This is a genomic window from Polymorphospora sp. NPDC051019, assembly GCF_040683055.1.
Lineage (GTDB): Bacteria > Actinomycetota > Actinomycetes > Mycobacteriales > Micromonosporaceae > Polymorphospora > Polymorphospora lycopeni.
The window spans coordinates 689,453-706,727 of sequence record NZ_JBFBCH010000001.1; the positions used below are offsets into that span (position 1 = coordinate 689,453).

The window sequence follows — 17,275 nt, forward strand, 5'->3', positions numbered from 1 at the left end:
ACAGGACCATCGGCCTGGAGACCATGTACGTCGGCGGCGGCCAGGGCATGGCGATGATCGTCGAGCGGCTGCGCTGAGGCCACGACGCCCGCCGGCCGCCCCCGGGTGCGCGGCACCCGGGGGCGGCACCGACGGGTCAGACGGACGGGATCCCGTTCGCGGGCGGGGCCGGCGGCGCCTCCGGGTACTCGTTGACCGGGCCGCCGCCCGAGTCGGTCTCGTAGGTGGGGCCGAAGTAGTCCTGCTTCCCCTGCTCCACCTTGATCATCCGCATGCCGCCGTACCCGGAGTGGTTGTCCTTGGCGAACCGCAGCGGCGCCAGGCCGGGCCCCTTGAAACCGCCCCGCTCGATCGCGTCGATCAGGCCCTGCCGGGTCAGGTCCTCGCCGGCGGCGAGCAGCGCCTGTACGAAGAGGTAGCCGACCGACATGCCGTAGACGACGTTGCCGTCGAACGCCGCGCCGCCGTTGCGCTCATCGTTGATCTTGCGGAAGAGCGTGGTCCACGGGTCGTCGGTGGCGGCGGCCGAGGGCAGGTAGTTCACCCCGAGCATTCCCTCCAGCAGCCCCTTGGCGTCACCGAGCTGGGCGGCGAGCGTGGTGTAGTCACCGCCCACGCCGGAGACCAGCCACGTCGGCGCGAACCCGATCCGGGCCGCGGTGCCGATCGACAGCGCGGTGAACCCCGGCACGGTGGCCAGGACGACGACCTGGCAGCCGCCGGCCTTCAGCTCACCGATCTGCGGCGCGACGTTGGTGTTGCTGGTGACGTACGTCTGCTTGACCGCGACCGCGGTCGCGCCGAGCACCTGTTCCACCCCGGCCAGGCTGTCCTGGCCGAAGTCGTCGTCCTGACCGAAGAAGCAGACCTTCTGCCCGGCGAGGTTGTTCCTGACGTACGTGGCGAGAATCTTGCCCTCGACGGTGTAGTCGGTGTTGAAACCGAAGGTGTACGGGTAGCGGTCCGGCGCGTTCCAGGCCCGGCTGCCGGAGGCGACGAAGAGGTCCGGCACCCGGCTGGTGTTGAGAAAGTCCAGCACGCCGCTGTGCGGCGGGGTGCCGAGCCCGTTGAGGATGGCGAAGACCTTGTCCTGCAGCACCAGCTCGCGGACCACCTGCTGGGTGGTCGCCGGGTTGTAGCCGTCGTCCATGATCTTGTAGTTGATCTTCCGGCCGTACACCCCGCCGTTGGCGTTGACGTGGTCGAAGTACGCCTTGGTGGCCGGCGCGATCTTCGAGTAGCCGGCCGAGGCCGGCCCGGTCAGCGGCATGTGCGTGCCGACCAGGATCTCGGTGTCGGTGACACCGGGGACCGCCGCCCGGTCCGGGCCGGCCCCGTCACCGCCACAGGCGGCCAGTGCGGTGACCAGTACGGCGCAGGCGGCGATCGCGAATGCGCGGTGCGCGATGCGGTGCATCGTCCGACCTTTCTCGATCCGACGGTGGTCCGCTGGACCGTTGACGAGGGGTGGGTGGTGATGGTGGTGGTGGAGCGGGCGCGTGCGCTGTCGGCTCACCGCCCGGTCGGCACCCGCCACCGGGCACCGACGGACCGGCCGGCGCGGCGCAGCAGACCCTGCACACCACCCGGCGCGGCGATCATCACGACGACCAACGTGACTCCGAAGATCGCCAGGGAGAGGTTTCCGTCCAGCCGCTGCGCGACGGCCGGTGGTGGGTCCACCAGATCCGTGATCATGTGGGTCGCCGCCGGAAGGGCCACCAGGAGCAGGGCACCCCACAGCGCGCCGGCCAGGCTGCCGAGCCCACCGATCACGATGGCCATCAGCAGGTACAGCGACAGGGTCAGCGAGAAGGCGCCGGGCGAGACGCTCTGCGCCAGCACCGCCAGCAGGCCGCCGCCGAGACCGGCGCAGCCCGCGCTGACCACGAAGGCCAGCACCTGGGTACGGCCGACGTGGATGCCGGCGAGCCGGGCCGCCACCTCGTCGTCGCGGACCGCCCGCAGGTTGCGGCCGAACCGGCTGCGGGTCAGATTCGCCAGCAGGACCAGCGTCAGCAGCGCCCCGGCGACGGCGATCCAGGCCTGCCAGCGCTCGTACGGGAAGTAGGGTCCGAGCGCCTCCGGCGCGGGCGCCAGGTGGACCGGCAGCCCCTGCTCGCTGTTGAGGACGCCCCGGAAGGTGGTGGTCAGCGCCGGCACGACGACCGCGACGGCGAGCGTGACCCCGGCCAGGTACGGTCCGCGCAGCCGGGCGGCGGCCGCGCCGATCACCGCACCGGCGGCGACCGTCACCACCACCCCGAGGGCGAGTGAGAGGAGCAGGTATCCGCCGCCGGGGCGGCCGGCGTCGGCGAGCGCGTTCTGGGTCAGGGCCACGGTGTAGGCGCCGGTGGCCATCAGTGCCCCGTGGCCGAGGGAGAGCTGACCGTTGAGTCCGGTGAGGACGGTGAGCCCGGCGGTCGCGCACAGGTAGGCGGCGACCGTCGCCAGCTGGTAGTTGCGGAACGGCTCCAGCGCCCCGGTGACGACGAAGAGCCCGACTCCGGCGACGACGGCCAGCAGCAGGTGCCGCAGCAGGGTGGAGCGCGGCAGCGTAGCCGTCCGCCGGGTGGTGGGCGTGGTGAGTGGTCGGAGAATGGTCACACCTGCCTCGCTCTGCCGGTGGTGAACAGGCCCGCCGGGCGCAGCAGCAGCACGGTGAGCAGCAGGACCAGGACCGCCAGCGGGGTGGTGTCGCTGCCGACGTACCCGCTGACGTAGGACAGGATCAGCCCGACCACCAGCCCGCCGACGACCGCACCCGGTGGGGAGTCCAGGCCGCCGACCACGGCCGCGGTGAAGGCCGAGACGAAGACCAGGTCCATCGCGTGCGGATGCAGGCCCAGCTCGGTCGGGATGACCAGCAGCCCGGCCAGGGCGCCGACCGCGGCGGCGAGCGCCCAGCCGAGGGTCAGCATCCCGGCCACGTTGACCCCGAGCAGCCGGGAGACCTCGGGGGCGAAGGCCGAGGCGCGCATCCGCAGGCCGACCGGGGTGTAGGTGAACAGCAGGGCGAGACCGGTCACCACCACGGCGACCGCGCCGAAGACGAAGAGGTCGTACCGCGAGAGCAGGGCCAGGTCGCCCAGCGTGAGCGGGTCGCGGGAGAACGGGGTGCCGACCGGCCGGAACTCGTTGCCGTAGAGCATCCCGAGGACCGCGTGCACGAGCAGGATCAGGCCGAGCGCGACGATGACCGCGTTCAGCGGCGCCCGGTGGTCGACGAACCGCATCACGCCGCGTTCGACGGCGGCGCCCAGCAACAGCCCGCCGCCGAGCGCGGCGACGAACCCGAGCCAGTACGAGCCGGTCGCCGCGGTGACGCTGTAGGCGACGTAGCCGGTGGCGACGGCCATCGCCCCCTGGGCGAAGTTGACCACCCGGGCGGCCCGCCAGATCAGCACCAGGGCGAGGGCGAACGCGGCGTAGACCGCGCCCCGGCTGAGGCCGTCGACGGTGAGGAAGACGAAGCGTTCCATCGGCTGGCCCTCCTAGAAGCCCAGGTAGGCGTGCCGGAGGTCGTCGTCCGCACGCAGCCGGGCGGCGTCGGCGGTCACCACCACCTGCCCGAGCGCGAGAACGACGCCGTCGTCGGCGACGGACAGCGCGCCGCGTACGTTCTGCTCGACCAGGAGCACGGTCAGACCGGTCCGGTCACGCAGGTCGCGGAGCAGCGCCATGATCTGGGCGGTGACCTTCGGGGCGAGGCCGAGTGACGGTTCGTCGAGCAGCAACAGCCTGGGGCGGGCGACCAGGGCCCGGCCGAGGGCGAGCATCTGCCGCTCGCCGCCGGAGAGCTGGTGCCCGCTGGCCCGCCGCCGCCGGGCCAACGGCTCGAAGAGTTCGTACACCTCGTCGAGGGCGCGTTTCGCGTCGGCCCGGTCCCGGCGCCAGAGCCCGCCGAGGCGCAGGTTCTCCTCGACGGTCAGCTCGGTGACCACGCCCCGGCCTTCGGGGACGTGGGCCATCCCCCGGCGGACCAGCCGCTCGACCGGGGTCGCGCCGATCTCCTCACCGGACAGGACGATCCGGCCGCCGGTGGGACGGACCAGCCCGGACAGCGTACGCAGCAGCGTGGTCTTTCCGGCCCCGTTGGCACCGAGCACCGCGGTAATGGTGCCGGTGCGGATGGTCAGGTCGATGCCACGCAGGACCGGGGCGGCGCCGTACCCGGCGGTGAGCCCCCGCACCTCGAGCAGCGGAACAGCACCACGCTCGCTCATGCCGCCGCCTCGCTTCGCTCACCAGCGGCATGACTCAACACGGAGCCGACCAATCGCTCGCTACGCTCGCTCATGCCGCCGCCTCGCTCCGCGCGCCGTCCTTGTCGGACCGGTCCGCGCCGTCCGAACCGGACGGTCCGGACGGTCCGGACGGGTCGTCGACGCCCAGGTACGCCTCGGTCACGGCCGGGTCGGCGCGGATCTGGTCCGGGGTGCCGGTGGCGACCACCCGGCCGAAGTCGAGCACCATGATCTGGTCGCAGACCGACATCACCAGGTCCATGTGGTGCTCGACCAGCAGCACGGAGCAGGGTTCGTCGGCGTCACGGTGGCGGCCGGCGCGCCGGGGCAGGCCGCTGACGAGTTCCCCGAGTTCGGCGATCTCCTCGACACCGAGGCCGCCCGCCGGCTCGTCGAGCAGCAGCAGCCGGGGCCGGGCGGCCAGGGCGCGGGCCAGCGCGACCCGTTTGCGTAGCCCGTAGGGCAGGGTCGCCGGTAGCGCGTCGGCGTGGTCGGCGACGCCGAGTTCGTCGAGCAGTTCGAGGGCGTCGGCCCGCAGCCGGCGCTCCTCCCGGTCGCTGCGCCGCAGTCCGAGCAGCGCGGACAGGAATCCGGCCCGGGCGGAGCCGGTGGCGCCGGCCATCACGTTCTCGGCGACGGTGAGGCCGGCGAAGAGCCCGACCCCCTGCAGGGTACGGGCGATGCCGAGCCGGGTGAGCCGGTCGGGGCGCGGGTGCAGCGGCCGCCCGCGCAGGGTCAGTGACCCGGCGGCCGGACGGACGAAGCCGCAGATCACGTTGAACAGGGTGGTCTTGCCGGCGCCGTTCGGGCCGATGACGCCGACGACCTGGCCGGGTGGCACCCGCAGGGAGACGTCGTCGAGGGCGACGAGGCCGCCGAACCGTACGCCGATGCCGTGCAGGGCCAGGCCCTCGCCGGGCACCGGCCGCGCGATCGTGGTGTCGGCCATCGGCCCTCCTCCCCCGCTCACGCTCGTACCGGTCCGGAAACTTTTTGCACTGCCACTGCTTTTTACACTGGCAGTGTACTTTTCATACGGGGCTCGTCAATACCTCGTTACGAAGGGGTGACCCGGGATCACGCCGGCGGCAGGTCGACCAGGCCGGCCAGCGCGGCCCGGTGCCGGTCGGCCGCGCCGAACGCGACGGCGGCCGTCCGGGCCCGCTTCAGGTACAGGTGGGCCGGGTGCTCCCAGCTGAACCCGAGCCCGCCGTGGAGCTGCACGCACTCCTCGGCCAGGCGGACCGCGACCGGTCCGCAGTGCGCCTGGGCCAGCGCCGCCGCCACCCGCGCCTCGGGGTCCGGCCCCGCACCCGGATCGGCCTCGGCGAGCACGCCGACGGCGTACCGGGAGACCGCCCCGGCCTGGGTGACCTCGACCCAGGCGTCGGCGAGCCGGTGCCTGAGCGCCTGGAACTGCCCGATCGGGCGGCCGAACTGGTACCGGGTCCGGAGATGGTCGACCGCCGCCGAGAGGCACCACCGGGCGATCCCGTGCTGCTCGGCGGCGAGCAGGACCGCTCCGGCGGTCAGCCCCCAGTGCACCGCACGGGCCGCCCGGCCTCCGGTCGCGACCCGGTACGCCGGCACCGCGTCGAGGGTGATGTCGGTCAACGCCCGGGTCTGGTCCAGCGACACCACCGGTGACCGGTCGACCCCGGCGCCGGCCGCCTCGACGATCCACAGCGCGTCCACGGTCGGGACCAGCAGCAGGTCGGCACCGCCGGCATCGGCGACGCCGGGTACCGCGCCGGTGAGCCGGCGCCCGTCGGCCGCGACGGCGGGCCCGAGGGCGGGACCGGGCGGGGTGTCGACGGGCAGCACCAGCACCGCCCGGCGGGTGCCGTCCGCGAGCCGGGCGAGCCAGTCGTCCGCGGCACAGGCCAGCAGCGTCTGGGTGGCGACCACCGCGCTCGCCAGGTAGGGCACCGGCGCCACCGCCCGCCCCAGTTCCTCGCAGACGACCGCGTTCTCCCGCAGCCCGCCGCCACCGCCGCCGAGCCGTTCGGGGATCGCCAGCCCGGCCAGCCCCATCTCGACGGCGAGCAGCGACCACAGCGCCGGGTCGTCGGGTCGGCCCTGGTTGGCCAGCACGACCTGCCACGGGCCGCGCTCGGCGAGCATCGCCCGTACGCTGTCCCGCAGGTGCGTCTCCACCTCGTCGTACCGCGGGTCGACGCTCATCGGGGAACGTCCCGCCAGGCGGTGTCCCGGTCGGCACGGGGTCCGGCGGGCAGCCCCAGGACGCGCTCGGCGATGATGTCGCGCAGGATCTCGGAGGTGCCGCCCTCGATGGAGTTGCCCCGGGCACGCAGGTAGCGGTAACCGGGGGTGCGGCCGAGCATGTCGACCCGGTCCGGCCGCCGCATCTCCCATCCGTCGTAGCGCAGCCCGTCCGCGCCGAGCAGGTCGAGTTCCAGGCCGGAGACCGCCTGGGTGAGGGCGGCGTAGGAGAGCTTGACCGCCGACCCCTCCGGGCCCGGGTCCCCGGCGGCGGCCTGTCGCCGCACGAGCATCCCGGTCAGCCGGACCGCCTCGGCCCGGACCCAGAGCCGGACCAGCTCGTCGTGCAGCCCGGGAGTACGCCGGTCGGGGCGCTCCCGCCAGGCCCGCGCGAGTACGCCGATCATGCCGTCCTCGCGCGGGGCGGGCCGGCCGCCGATGGCGACCCGTTCGTTCATCAGGGTGGTACGCGCCACCCGCCAGCCCTGACCGACCTCGCCGAGGCGCAGTTCGTCGGGGAGCCGTACGTCGGTCAGGAAGACCTCGTTGAACTCGGCCTCGCCGGTGAGCTGCCGGAGCGGGCGGACCTCCACCCCGGGGGCGGTCATGTCGCAGACGAAGTAGGTCAGGCCCTGGTGTTTGGGCAGGTCCGGGTCGGTCCGGGCGAGCAGCAGCCCCCAGCGGGCGCGGTGGGCCATGGAGGTCCAGACCTTCTGCCCGTTGACGATCCAGCCGTCGGTGCCGGTCACGCGGGCCGCGCGGGTGGCCACCGAGGCGAGGTCGGAGCCGGCGCCGGGCTCGCTGAAGAGCTGGCACCAGATCTCCTCGCCGGTCCACAGCGGCCGCAGCAGCCGCTCACGGAGGGCGGGGCCGCCGTGCCGGAGGATGGTCGGCGCGGCCATGCCGAGGCCGATCCCGTTGCGGTGGGGTGCGTTGTCGGGGGCGCCGGCCGCGGCGAACGCCGCGTCGACCAGCGGTTGCAGTTCGCGGGGCGCGTCGAGGCCGCCGAGGCCGGCCGGGTGGTGGATCAGGGCCAGCCCGGCGTCGAACCGGGCCCGGAGAAACCTCGTACGGCCCAGCGTACCGGGGTCGTGCCCGGCCAGGAACTCGGCCACCAGGCCGGGCAACCGTTCCTTCCACACGCCTACCTCCCGCATGACTAGTTGCACCGAGAGTGCAATATATGACCGACGACCGATTGACGTCCAGCGCCCGGTGACGACCGGCCGGCGGAGGTCGCTCCCCCGCCGGCCGGTCGTCACCGGGCGGTCGCCGGCGGCCGGATCGTGGCCGGCGGCCGGATCGTGGGCCGGCGTCCGCTAGACCGGACAGGTGTTCCGGTACTCCTCGATCGCCAGCCCGCCCGGGCCCGGGCAGAGGAACTGCGTGTACCGCGTGTCGTTGTCCACGAACCGCTTCAGCCACGAGATCATCTGCTTGGCCATCGGGGTGTTGGAGACCTGCGGGAAGAAGTGGCTGGCATTGTTGAGCTCCAGGTAGGCCTTCTCCGGCGCCGCCGAGATGCTGGCGTAGAACGGCTCGGAGTGGGTCGCGACCGGGGCCACGCTGTCCGACTCGCCGCCGATGATCAGCGTCGGCACCCGCAGCGTCGACCAGCTCTTCGTGGTGTGCCACGGAGCCAGCGGAATGGCCGCCTTCAGATCCGGACGGCTGCGCGCCGCCGCCAGCGAGCCGCCGCCACCCATCGAGTGACCGGCGACCGCCAGCCGGGAGGCGTCGACCCGGCTGCGCACCGAACTCCGGTTGACCAGGTAGTCGAGGGCGGCGAGCAGTTGCCGGCCCCGGCTGTCCGGCTGGTCGAGCGTGGTGTTGGTCTCGATACCGAAGACCACGAAGCCCTGCGAGGCCAGCCGGGGACCGAGCCAGTCCAGGCTGGACCAGTAGGCGGTGAAGCCGGGCGAGATCGCGACCGCGCCGAACGTGCCGTCGGCGGTCGTGGTCGGGTAGTAGATCACGCCGCCGCCGAAGCCGGTCGCGACCAGTGAGGAGACGTTGACGGACGAGGTCGCGTACGGGCCCCGGGCGGCCTCGACGCTGGCGTTGGTCGGGGCGGGGCCGCGCTCGTACGGGTTGTCGGCGGCCTGCGCCGCCGGGGCGGCGGCGATCGTACCGGCGACCAGGCCGGCGACCATGGTCAGGCCGAGGAGGACGCGGGCCGGTCGGCGGGTCGGGGTGGGACGGGTGGTGGCTGACATGTCACTGCACTCCCTGCCGTGCGGGGATATATCGACATCGGCCAGTTTCTTGCCGGAGGCCGGTCGCCCGCATCGGCGAAACCACCGGTCTCCGCCACCCCGGCCCGCGCACGGCCGGACGCCGGTGCCCGGACCGCCGGTCCGGGCACCGGGCACACCCGCCCCCGGCGGCCCCGACGGCGGTCCTTTGTGGTCGCTCCGGTCGCCGGCCGGCGACCGGTCATGCCCTAAGCTCCACTGCGGTTCAGAGCCGCCGAGGAGATCCATGTCGAGCAGTCCCCGTCCCCCGTCGCATCCGATCTCCGCGGCGTGCGGGGCCCTGGTCGGCGCCTCCTGGTTCAACATCGCCAGCTTCGTGGTGGTGGGTGTCAACGCGGTGGCGCTCGGCCTGGAGACGTACGACGCGGTGGTCGCCGTGGCCGGCTCCGCGCTGCGCTGGATCGAGTACGCCTGCCTGGCCTACTTCGTCCTCGAACTGCTCATCCGGTTCGGGGCACACCTGCCGGCACCCGCCGGCTTCTTCCGGGACGGGTGGAACGTCTTCGACCTGGTGATCGTGACCGCACCCCTGCTTCCGGGCGTACGGGAGAACGTGACGGTGCTGCGGCTGCTGCGCCTGGCGCGGATCGCGCGGGCGTTCCGGCTCTTCCCCAGCCTGCGCGTGATCTTCGTCGGGATCCGGCGCAGCCTGCCCGGCCTGGGCAGCTTCCTGCTGGTCACCGCCCTGCTGCTGTACGGCTACGCGGTGCTCGGCTGGATGCTCTTCGGCACCGCCTATCCCGAGCGGTACGGCACGGTCGGGCAGGCGATGCTGACGCTCTTCCTCCTGCTGTCGCTGGACGGCATCACCGACACTTTGCAGGCCGGCCGCCAGGTGACCGACTGGGCGGTCCTCTACTACGTCTCCTACATGGTCGCCGCCTGCTACCTGCTCACGAACCTGCTCGTCGGCCTGGTGCTGACCGCCCTGCAGGAGGCGCACCAGGACGAACGCGCCGCGGCGCTGCAGAGCCGCCGACCGCCGGCCGGCGACGACCGGCGCGAGCCGTCCGTACAGGAGCAGTTGGCCCAACTGCACGCGATCATCAGCGACCTGGAACGGCGGATGCCGGACCGGTCGCCCGCCCCGGATGCCCCCGCCCCGGCCTGCGATGGAACCTGCGACCAGCCGGTGGCCGACCGCGGCGTTCCGGCGTAGCGCCGCCGGGCGAAACGGTGCCGGGTGGCGACCCTCGCGGGCCGCCACCCGGCGGGGGGAGGAGGAGCTATCTGCGCCAGGTCCAGGAGTAGTGGACGTCGTAGACGCCGTCGTGGTCGGAGAAGCGGAACACACCCGAGGGCAGCGCGTCGTTGATGGTGTTCAGCGTGAACTGCGAACTGCCGGCCTGCATGAAGACGTCGTCGTTGAACGAGTTGATGATCCAGTTGACCAACTCGACGGCGAAGTAACCGGCGAGCGCGCCGAGCGCCTGCGCGATCAGCTTGCTGCGCAGGACCGGTTCGAGCACCTGGCCGACCCGCCGTGCGACCTCGGTCTGGACGGTGCCCTTCACCTGCTGCCACACGGTGTTGAGGACGCTGGCGAACCCGCCCGCGTCGACCTCGGTGAGCAGGACCGACGCGGTGTAGACGCCGGGGTAGGTGGTCGGCAGGTCGAACGAGCCGAACGTGAACCCGTTGTTGTAGAAGGTCCAGATGGTGCCGTCGTCGAAGCCCTGCGGGATCTCGTAGGCACCGACCTGGAGCGTGTCACCGCCCGGGGTGACGACCAGGCCGCCGAGGGCGATCTCGTCCGAGCCCCACTCGCCGACGCCGCTACCGGTCTCGTCGACACAGACGACCTTGTTGATCATGAACTTGAGGCCGGTCTTGGGCTTGGGCGCCGGCGGCGGCTCACAGATGCCCAGGTCACGGCAGGGGTCGGGCTCCGGGTCCGGACAGTCCTGGCAGCGGGCGTCCTGCGCGCCGCCGGGCGCCCTGAGGGCCGCCTCGGCGTCGTGGCGGGCCTTGAGCGCCGAGCCGAACCGGGCCGGGTCCACCGGCAGCGGGCTCCGGGCGTAGACGTCGGCGAACCCGCGCCCCGCGTACTCGGCGGGAGCGACCTTGCCGTACCGCCCGAACTGGGTGTCGGCCTTGGTCAGCATCGCCTTCGCGCCGTCGGTGTACGCCTGGCGCCGCTGCGCCGGCATGTCCTGGAACGCGTCCGCGAGCTGCGCCTCGATGCTGCCCGCCGGCCACGAGCGATCGGGGTCGGCGGCGGCCACGGCGATCGAGTAACGCATCGCGTCGCTGGCGTCGACGAAGAGCGCGTTCACCATCTCGGTGACGTCGGCCGCGGACGCCGGCGGCGTCGCGGGCTTGGCGACCGCGTGGGTGGCCCCCAGACCGACGGTCATGACGGCGGCGCAGGTGACCGCGGCGGCTCTGCCGAGCCAACCCACGCGCCGCTGTGAGGTGTGAAGAATTGACATACGACTGATGCTCATCGCTGGCTGCCGCCCTTACATGGGTGCACACCACCCACATTTCTGCGGCCGGATCCGGCCGATCGGCTGGCAACCGGAACGGCTTGCAAGGGCGTCTACGATCGCGAGGACCACAGTCTCACCAACGAGGGGGACCCATGGCACCCAAGCGCCGGTTCCTGGCCGCACTCCTTGCCACGGCCCTGGTCACAGTAGGTTTGGTCGGCAGCGCGGCCACCCGCGGCAGCGCATCGTCCAACCCGGACACGGCGGTCGTCACGGCCGTCGGATACCACCCGCACGGCTGCGGGGGTTGCGGCAACGGGGGAAGCTGACGGGGTTCGATCCGGCACCACGCGGAAGTGACGTGAACCCGACTCCACTGACCTCGCCCGTCCTGATCGGACGGGATGCCGAGCTCACCACGATCGCCGAGGCGGCCGGACAGGTCCGCCTCGGTCACGGCCGGGCGCTGTTCGTCACCGGAGAGGCCGGGATCGGCAAGTCCCGGCTCATCCGGGACGCCGGCCGGGCCGTGACCGGGATGACGGTCCTGTCGGGCCGGGCCACCGTGGCCGGCACGTCGATGCCGTTCCGGCCACTGGTCGAGGCACTCAACACCCGCCTGCGGGTCGGCCCGACGCCCACCGGCCCGGAACTCGAACCGTTCCGGCCGGCGCTGTCGCGGCTCTTTCCCGAGTGGCGGGCCGACGGCGCGGCCGGATCCGGCGCGGGCGAGTCCACGCTGGTGCTGGCCGAGGGGGTGCTGCGGCTGCTGGCGGTGCTGGGCCGTGAGCAGCCGCTGCTGCTGGTGCTCGAAGACCTGCACGACGCCGACCCGGAAACCCTCGAGGTGCTCGGCTACCTCACCGCCAACCTGGCCGGGCTGCCCGTACTCGTGCTCGCCTCACTGCGCACCGGGCCGTCACCGGCGCTCGACCTGGCGTACCGGCTCCGGCGCGACCACGACGTGCCGCTGCTGGCACTGTCCGCGCTGACGCCCGCGCAGGTGACCCAGCTGGCGGCACAGTGCCTGCGCACCGATCCCGCCGACCTGCCCGAACGGCTGGCGGACCGGCTGGCCCGCAACTCCGACGGGGTGCCGTTCGTCGTCGAGGAGCTGCTCGCCGGCATGATGGCCAGCGGCGCCCTGCGCCAGCACGACGCCCGCTGGCACAGCGATGACGACCTGGCCGGCCCGGTGCCGGTGACGGTCGTACGCGCCGTCGCCGACCGCGCCGACCGGCTCGGGCCACCGGGGCGCCGCCTGCTCGAGGCCGCCGCGGTAATCGGTGCCCGGTTCCCGCTCCCCGTACTGCACTCGATGCTGGAACAGACCGCCGAGGCGACCGACGAACTGCTGCGCACCGCGACCGCCGCGCACCTGCTGCGCCCCGACCCGACCGACCCCGACTGGTACGCCTTCCGGCACGCCCTGATCGCCACCGCGCTGCTCGGCGAACTGCCGCACCGCGAACGGTCCCGGCTCGCCGCCACCGCCGCCCGCGCGCTGGCGGCCCGCTATCCGGACCTGCCGGGTGAGCTGTGCCCGCTGGCCGCCGAATTGCGGCTCGCCGCCGGGGACAGCGCCGGTGCGGCGCACCTGCTGGCCCAGGCCGGCGACCGGGCGCTCGCCCAGGGCGCGGCGAACTCGGCGGCGACGCTGCTCGAACGCGCGCACCACCTGTTGCGCAGCTGCGGCGACCGGCCGGGCTCGGTCGCGGTGCTGGAACGCCTGCTCACCGCCCTGGAGGAGATCGGTGAATTCGACCGCGCACAGGGGCTGGTCAACGCGGTCCTGGCCCTGCCCGACCTGACCACCGCCGAGGCGATCGCGCTGCACTCCCGGCTGGGGTGGATGGCTTTCCACGGTGGCCGCACCGCCGACGCGGAGAGCCGTATCGCGGCGGCCCGCATGCTGCTCGGGCCGGACGCCGGTGCCGCACAGCTCGCCGCCGTCGACGTGGTGCACGCCCACGTGCTCAGCCTCCAGGAGGGGCGTGCCGACGAGGCCGAACGGGTCGCGTTGCGGGCGGCGACCGAGGCCGAGCGGGTCCCCCTGCCCGAGGTCGTCTGCCGGGCCCGGCAGCTACTGGCGCTGATGGCCCGGCGCCGGGGGTTCGCCGAGGCGGACCGGCACCTGCTGGAGGTCCTGCGGGTGGCCGAGGAACACCGGCTGCCGCTGTGGCGGATCAGGGCGTCGATCCGGCTCGCCTCCAACCGCATGATCCAGACCGGCCACAGCGAGCAGCTCCGGCAGGCCCGCGGGGCCGCCTGGGCGATGGGCGCGGTACACACCGGCTACGAGGCCGACGCCAGCCTGGCCATGCACGACGTCTTCTACGGCCGGTACGACGAGGCGCTGCGGGGCGCGGGCGAATGCGCGGCGGCGATGGTCCGCTTCGGCAAGGCCGGCGACCTGCGGTACGCGCTCGCGGTCCAGGCGGCCGCCCACGCGCACCGCGCCGACCGGGCCGGCATGGAGGCGGCGCTGGCCGAGTTCGCCCGCCGCGGCGGCCTGGACTCCTACCACATGCCGATCGTGCACGGGCTCTCCCGCGCCTTCTGCGCCCTGCTTGAGGAGGACCGGCCGGCGGCACGCTCCGAACTGGACGCGGCGCGGGCCTTCGACGAACGACGCGACACCATCTACTACCAGTACGGCAGATACGGGCTGGCGCTGCTGCTGGACGTGCTGGCGGGCGGCGCCGGCCGGCGCGAGTACGAGGAGGTCGCCGCGCACCCGGCCGCCGCGCTGCGCTGGAACCGGCAGTTCGTCCACTTCGCGGACGCGGTGCTGCTCGGTGCCACGGGTGCGGCCAGCCCCGCCGCGACGGCGCTGGCCAGGGCGCGCGAGGCGGCGGCGGTCTTCCCGACCGCGCACCGCCTGGGCCTGCGGCTGGTGGCGGAGGCCGCGCTGGAGCACGGCTGGGGTGACCCGGCCAGGTGGCTGCGGGAGGCCGAACTCCATTTTCAGACCATCGGTACGCCCTGGGTCGCCGCCGCCTGCCGGACCCTGATCCGCCGGGCCGGGCAGCGGGCCCCGCAGCGCCGTACCGGGCACGACCTGCTGCCGCCCCGGTTACGGGAGCGGGGGGTGACCGTACGGGAGCACGAGGTGCTGCTCCTGCTCGCCGAACGGCACGGCAACAAGGAGATCGCCCGCCGCCTCTACCTGTCGCACCGCACCGTCGAGAAGCACGTCGCGAGCCTGCTGCGCAAGTTGGATCATCCGCACCGGTCCGCGCTCTGCGACTATGCCGCCGCCATGCCCGCGCCCGGCCATGGAGAGCCAGCCGGGTAGCGCCGACGGCGGGAAGCGATCCGGCGGGCGGCGGCTCAGCCGGGTGGCGGGGCGACGCTGTCGCGGGCGACCAGGGTCGGCGCGATGGTCTGGCGCAGCGCCCCACCGTTGTCGGACTCGATCTGGGTCAGCAGCAACCCGATGCTCGCCCGGGCCACCGCGCCGAAGTCCGGCCGGACGGTGGTCAGCGGTGGGATGAAGTATGCGGCCTCCGGCACGTCGTCGAAGCCGACCACGCTGATCTCGTGCGGCACGCGGCGGCCGTGCTCGTGCAGCGCCCGCAGTACGCCGAGGGCCAGGTGGTCGTTGGCGGTGAAGACCGCGGTGACCTCCGGCATCCGCGCCAGCATCTGCCCGCACCGGTAACCGGCCGCCGCGGACCAGTCCGCCGCGATCAGCGGTGGCACCTCGGCCCCGGCGGCGTGCAGGGCATCCCGCCAGCCCTCGATGCGCCCGACGCTGTCGAACCAGTCGGACGGCCCGGACACGTGCCAGACGGTGCGGTGCCCGGCGTCGAGCAGGTGCCGGGTGGCCTGCCGGGCACCGGCCACCTGGTCGACCGTCACCAGCGGCACCGGCCGGTTGGGGTCCCCGTCGATGGTGACCAGCGGAATGTCCTTGGGCAGCCGTTCGAGTGCCTCACCGGCCGACTCCACCGGGGCGATCAGGACGATGCCGGCGACCCGGTGGGCGAGGTGCCGCTCGACCACGGCGGAGATCGACCGGTGGTCGAGATTGCGTACGCTGCCCACGCTGACGGCGAAGCCGGCCTCGGCGGCCTCCTGTTCGAGTGCGGCGAGCAGCGAGGCCGGGCCGTAGAGGGTGGTGTTCTGGGCGACCACGCCGATCACCTGGGAGCGGCCGGTGACGAGCGCGCGGGCCGCCGGGTTGGGCCGGTAGCCGATCTCGGCGATCGCGGCCTGGACGCGCAGCCGGGTCTGCTCGCGGACGTTGGGGTGGCCGTTGAGCACCCGGGACACCGTCTGGTGGGAGACTCCGGCGAGGCGAGCCACGTCCGTCATCGCAGGATCACGCACGGCCATCCACTCCCCGCCTGCCCGTCGGTCGTCGTGGCTCCGTCCACGATGTCCGGAGCGACCCGAGAAACGAAACCCCTCTCGCGGTGTCCACTTCAGCGCTCATCGTCCGGGTGGATAGCGATCACCGTAGTCTACGGCAACCGCCTCCGCCGCAACGGAAAGCACGTCGTCCGTTCGGCGCGTCCGGGCCCGGGACGGCCGGGCCCGGAGACGCGACGGAGGCGCCTCGGGCATGGACGAGGACACCTCCGTCACAGCCCGGTCAGAAGCCCCGGGCGAGCCGGTAGTAGGCCTGGTTCCAGCGGATCTCGTCGGCGAACCGGCGGGGGTCGGTGTTCGCGTCGATGACGACCAGTTCGGTGCGGCTCATCTCGGCGAGGTCCGTCAGTTCTTCGACCCCCACCGCCTGGGACAGCACGGTGTGGTGCGGGGCGCCGGCGGTGATCCACGCCTCGGCCGAGCCGGGCAGGTGCGGGCGGGGCCGCCAGACGGCGCGGGCCACCGGCAGGCGGCGCAGCGGCTGTGGCGGCGCGACGACGTCGACCTCGTTGGCCACCAGTCGGAACCGCTCCCCCATGTCGGCCAGGCCGAGCACCACCGCCGGGCCGGGTGCCGCGTCGAAGACGAGCCGGACCGGGTCCTCCCGGCCGCCGATGCTGAGCGGGTGGATCTCCACGTCCGGTACGCCCGCCGCGATGGTGGGGCACACCTCGAGCATGTGGGCGCCGAGGATCAACTCTTCGCCGGGGGTGAGGTCGTAGGTGTAGTCCTCCATGAACGAGGTGCCGCCCTGGACGCCGGCTGACATCGCCTTGAGGGTGTGGACCAGGACGGAGGTCTTCCAGTCCCCCTCGCCGCCGAAGCCGTAGCCGTCGGCCATCAGCCGTTGCACGGCGATGCCGGGCAGTTGGCGCAGTCCGCCGAGGTCTTCGAAGTTGGTGGTGAACGCTTTGAACCCGCCGGCGTCGAGGAAGGTCCGCAGGCCGATCTCGAGCCGGGCGGCGTAGCGCAGGGAGTCGTGGCGGTCGCCGCCGGGGCGCAGCGCGGCGACCACGCGGTAGGTGTCGTCGTACTCCTTGACGAGGTCGTCGACCTGCGCCTCGGTGACCTCGCCGACGACCTGGACCAGGTCGTTGACGCCGTACGTGTTGACGGAGACACCGAAGCGCAGTTCGGCCTCGACCTTGTCGCCCTCGGTCACGGCGACGTCGCGCATGTTGTCGCCGAACCGGGCCAGCCGCAGGCTGCGCATCGCCGACCAGCCGAGTGCCGCCCGCGTCCAGGCACCGACGCGGGTGGCGACGCGCGGGTCGGTGACGTGTCCGGCGACGGTCTTGCGGGCGACGCCGAGTCGGGTCTGGATGAATCCGAACTCGCGGTCGCCGTGGGCGGCCTGGTTCAGGTTCATGAAGTCCATGTCGATCTCGTCCCACGGCAGCAGGACGTTGGCCTGGGTGTGCAGGTGCAGCAGTGGTGTCTGCAACGCGTCGAGGCCGCCGATCCACATCTTGGCCGGCGAGAAGGTGTGCATCCAGGCGATGACCCCGACCGCCCCCTGTACGGCGGCGTCCCGGCAGACCCGCAGGATGTCGGCGCTGGTCGTCAGGACCGGCTTCCAGACCACGCGGGCGGGGATGTCCGCCGAGTCGTCGAGCAGTGCGGCGATCTGCCGGGACTGGTCGGCGACCTGGCGCAGGGTGTCCTCGCCGTACATGGCCTGGCTGCCGGTGAGAAACCAAACCTCGGGTTCAGGGTGGGGTGCCATGGGGTTGCCTTCCGC

Annotated in this window: 13 protein-coding genes; 2 read left to right on the forward strand and 11 right to left on the reverse strand. The window is 73.2% G+C overall.

Annotated features, from left to right (window positions below; genetic code table 11):
* Nucleotides 1–136: 136 nt before the first annotated feature.
* The 8 genes from AB0M79_RS03060 to AB0M79_RS03095 all read right to left on the reverse strand — a co-directional run bounded on the left by AB0M79_RS03060 (nt 137) and on the right by AB0M79_RS03095 (nt 8,686).
* Entirely contained in the window at nt 137–1,417 is a 1,281-nt protein-coding gene (locus AB0M79_RS03060; protein ID WP_364207240.1) for an ABC transporter substrate-binding protein, read from the reverse strand.
* A gap of 95 nt (nt 1,418–1,512) precedes the next feature.
* Nucleotides 1,513–2,529 carry a branched-chain amino acid ABC transporter permease gene (locus tag AB0M79_RS03065; protein ID WP_364207609.1) on the reverse strand — a complete coding sequence of 339 codons (1,017 nt, stop codon included), beginning with the start codon at nt 2,527–2,529 and terminating at the stop codon, nt 1,513–1,515.
* 74 nt (nt 2,530–2,603) lie between these two features.
* On the reverse strand, nt 2,604–3,482 hold the full coding sequence (locus AB0M79_RS03070; protein WP_364207242.1) for a branched-chain amino acid ABC transporter permease: 879 nt from the start codon (nt 3,480–3,482) through the stop codon (nt 2,604–2,606).
* Between the two features lie 12 nt (nt 3,483–3,494).
* On the reverse strand, nt 3,495–4,226 hold the full coding sequence (locus AB0M79_RS03075) for an ABC transporter ATP-binding protein (protein WP_364207244.1): 732 nt from the start codon (nt 4,224–4,226) through the stop codon (nt 3,495–3,497).
* 70 nt (nt 4,227–4,296) lie between these two features.
* The gene (locus tag AB0M79_RS03080) at nt 4,297–5,196 is read right to left on the reverse strand and encodes an ABC transporter ATP-binding protein (RefSeq protein ID WP_364207246.1); all 900 of its coding nucleotides are present in this window, start codon (nt 5,194–5,196) and stop codon (nt 4,297–4,299) included.
* A gap of 128 nt (nt 5,197–5,324) precedes the next feature.
* Nucleotides 5,325–6,431 (reverse strand): acyl-CoA dehydrogenase family protein, encoded by a 1,107-nt coding sequence (locus AB0M79_RS03085; protein WP_364207248.1) that lies wholly within the window; start codon nt 6,429–6,431, stop codon nt 5,325–5,327.
* A complete protein-coding gene (locus tag AB0M79_RS03090; RefSeq protein ID WP_364207250.1) occupies nt 6,428–7,627 on the reverse strand; it encodes an acyl-CoA dehydrogenase family protein in 1,200 nt (399 codons plus the stop codon). Before AB0M79_RS03090 ends, AB0M79_RS03085 begins: the two co-directional genes overlap by 4 nt.
* 162 nt (nt 7,628–7,789) lie before the next feature.
* Complete coding sequence (locus tag AB0M79_RS03095; protein WP_364207252.1) at nt 7,790–8,686, reverse strand: alpha/beta hydrolase; 897 nt, start codon at nt 8,684–8,686, stop codon at nt 7,790–7,792.
* Between the two features lie 265 nt (nt 8,687–8,951).
* Here AB0M79_RS03095 and AB0M79_RS03100 point away from each other — a divergent pair, with 265 nt between their 5' ends.
* A complete protein-coding gene (locus tag AB0M79_RS03100; RefSeq protein ID WP_364207254.1) occupies nt 8,952–9,884 on the forward strand; it encodes an ion transporter in 933 nt (310 codons plus the stop codon).
* A 67-nt stretch (nt 9,885–9,951) separates the two neighbouring features.
* On the opposite strand, the gene AB0M79_RS03105 is transcribed toward AB0M79_RS03100, so the two are convergent.
* Nucleotides 9,952–11,082: a hypothetical protein gene (locus AB0M79_RS03105; protein ID WP_364207256.1), complete on the reverse strand. Its 1,131-nt coding sequence runs from the start codon at nt 11,080–11,082 to the stop codon at nt 9,952–9,954.
* A gap of 436 nt (nt 11,083–11,518) precedes the next feature.
* On the opposite strand from AB0M79_RS03105, the gene AB0M79_RS03110 reads away from it, so the two are divergent.
* Nucleotides 11,519–14,455, forward strand: a complete 2,937-nt coding sequence (locus AB0M79_RS03110) for an AAA family ATPase (RefSeq protein ID WP_364207258.1) — start codon at nt 11,519–11,521, stop codon at nt 14,453–14,455.
* A 35-nt stretch (nt 14,456–14,490) separates the two neighbouring features.
* Here AB0M79_RS03110 and AB0M79_RS03115 read toward each other — a convergent pair whose 3' ends face one another.
* Both AB0M79_RS03115 and araA read right to left on the reverse strand, forming a co-directional pair.
* Complete coding sequence (locus AB0M79_RS03115; protein WP_364207260.1) at nt 14,491–15,477, reverse strand: LacI family DNA-binding transcriptional regulator; 987 nt, start codon at nt 15,475–15,477, stop codon at nt 14,491–14,493.
* Nucleotides 15,478–15,757: 280 nt separating this feature from the next.
* On the reverse strand, nt 15,758–17,260 hold the full coding sequence (gene araA / locus AB0M79_RS03120; RefSeq protein ID WP_364207262.1) for an L-arabinose isomerase: 1,503 nt from the start codon (nt 17,258–17,260) through the stop codon (nt 15,758–15,760).
* Between the last annotated feature and the right edge of the window lie 15 nt (nt 17,261–17,275).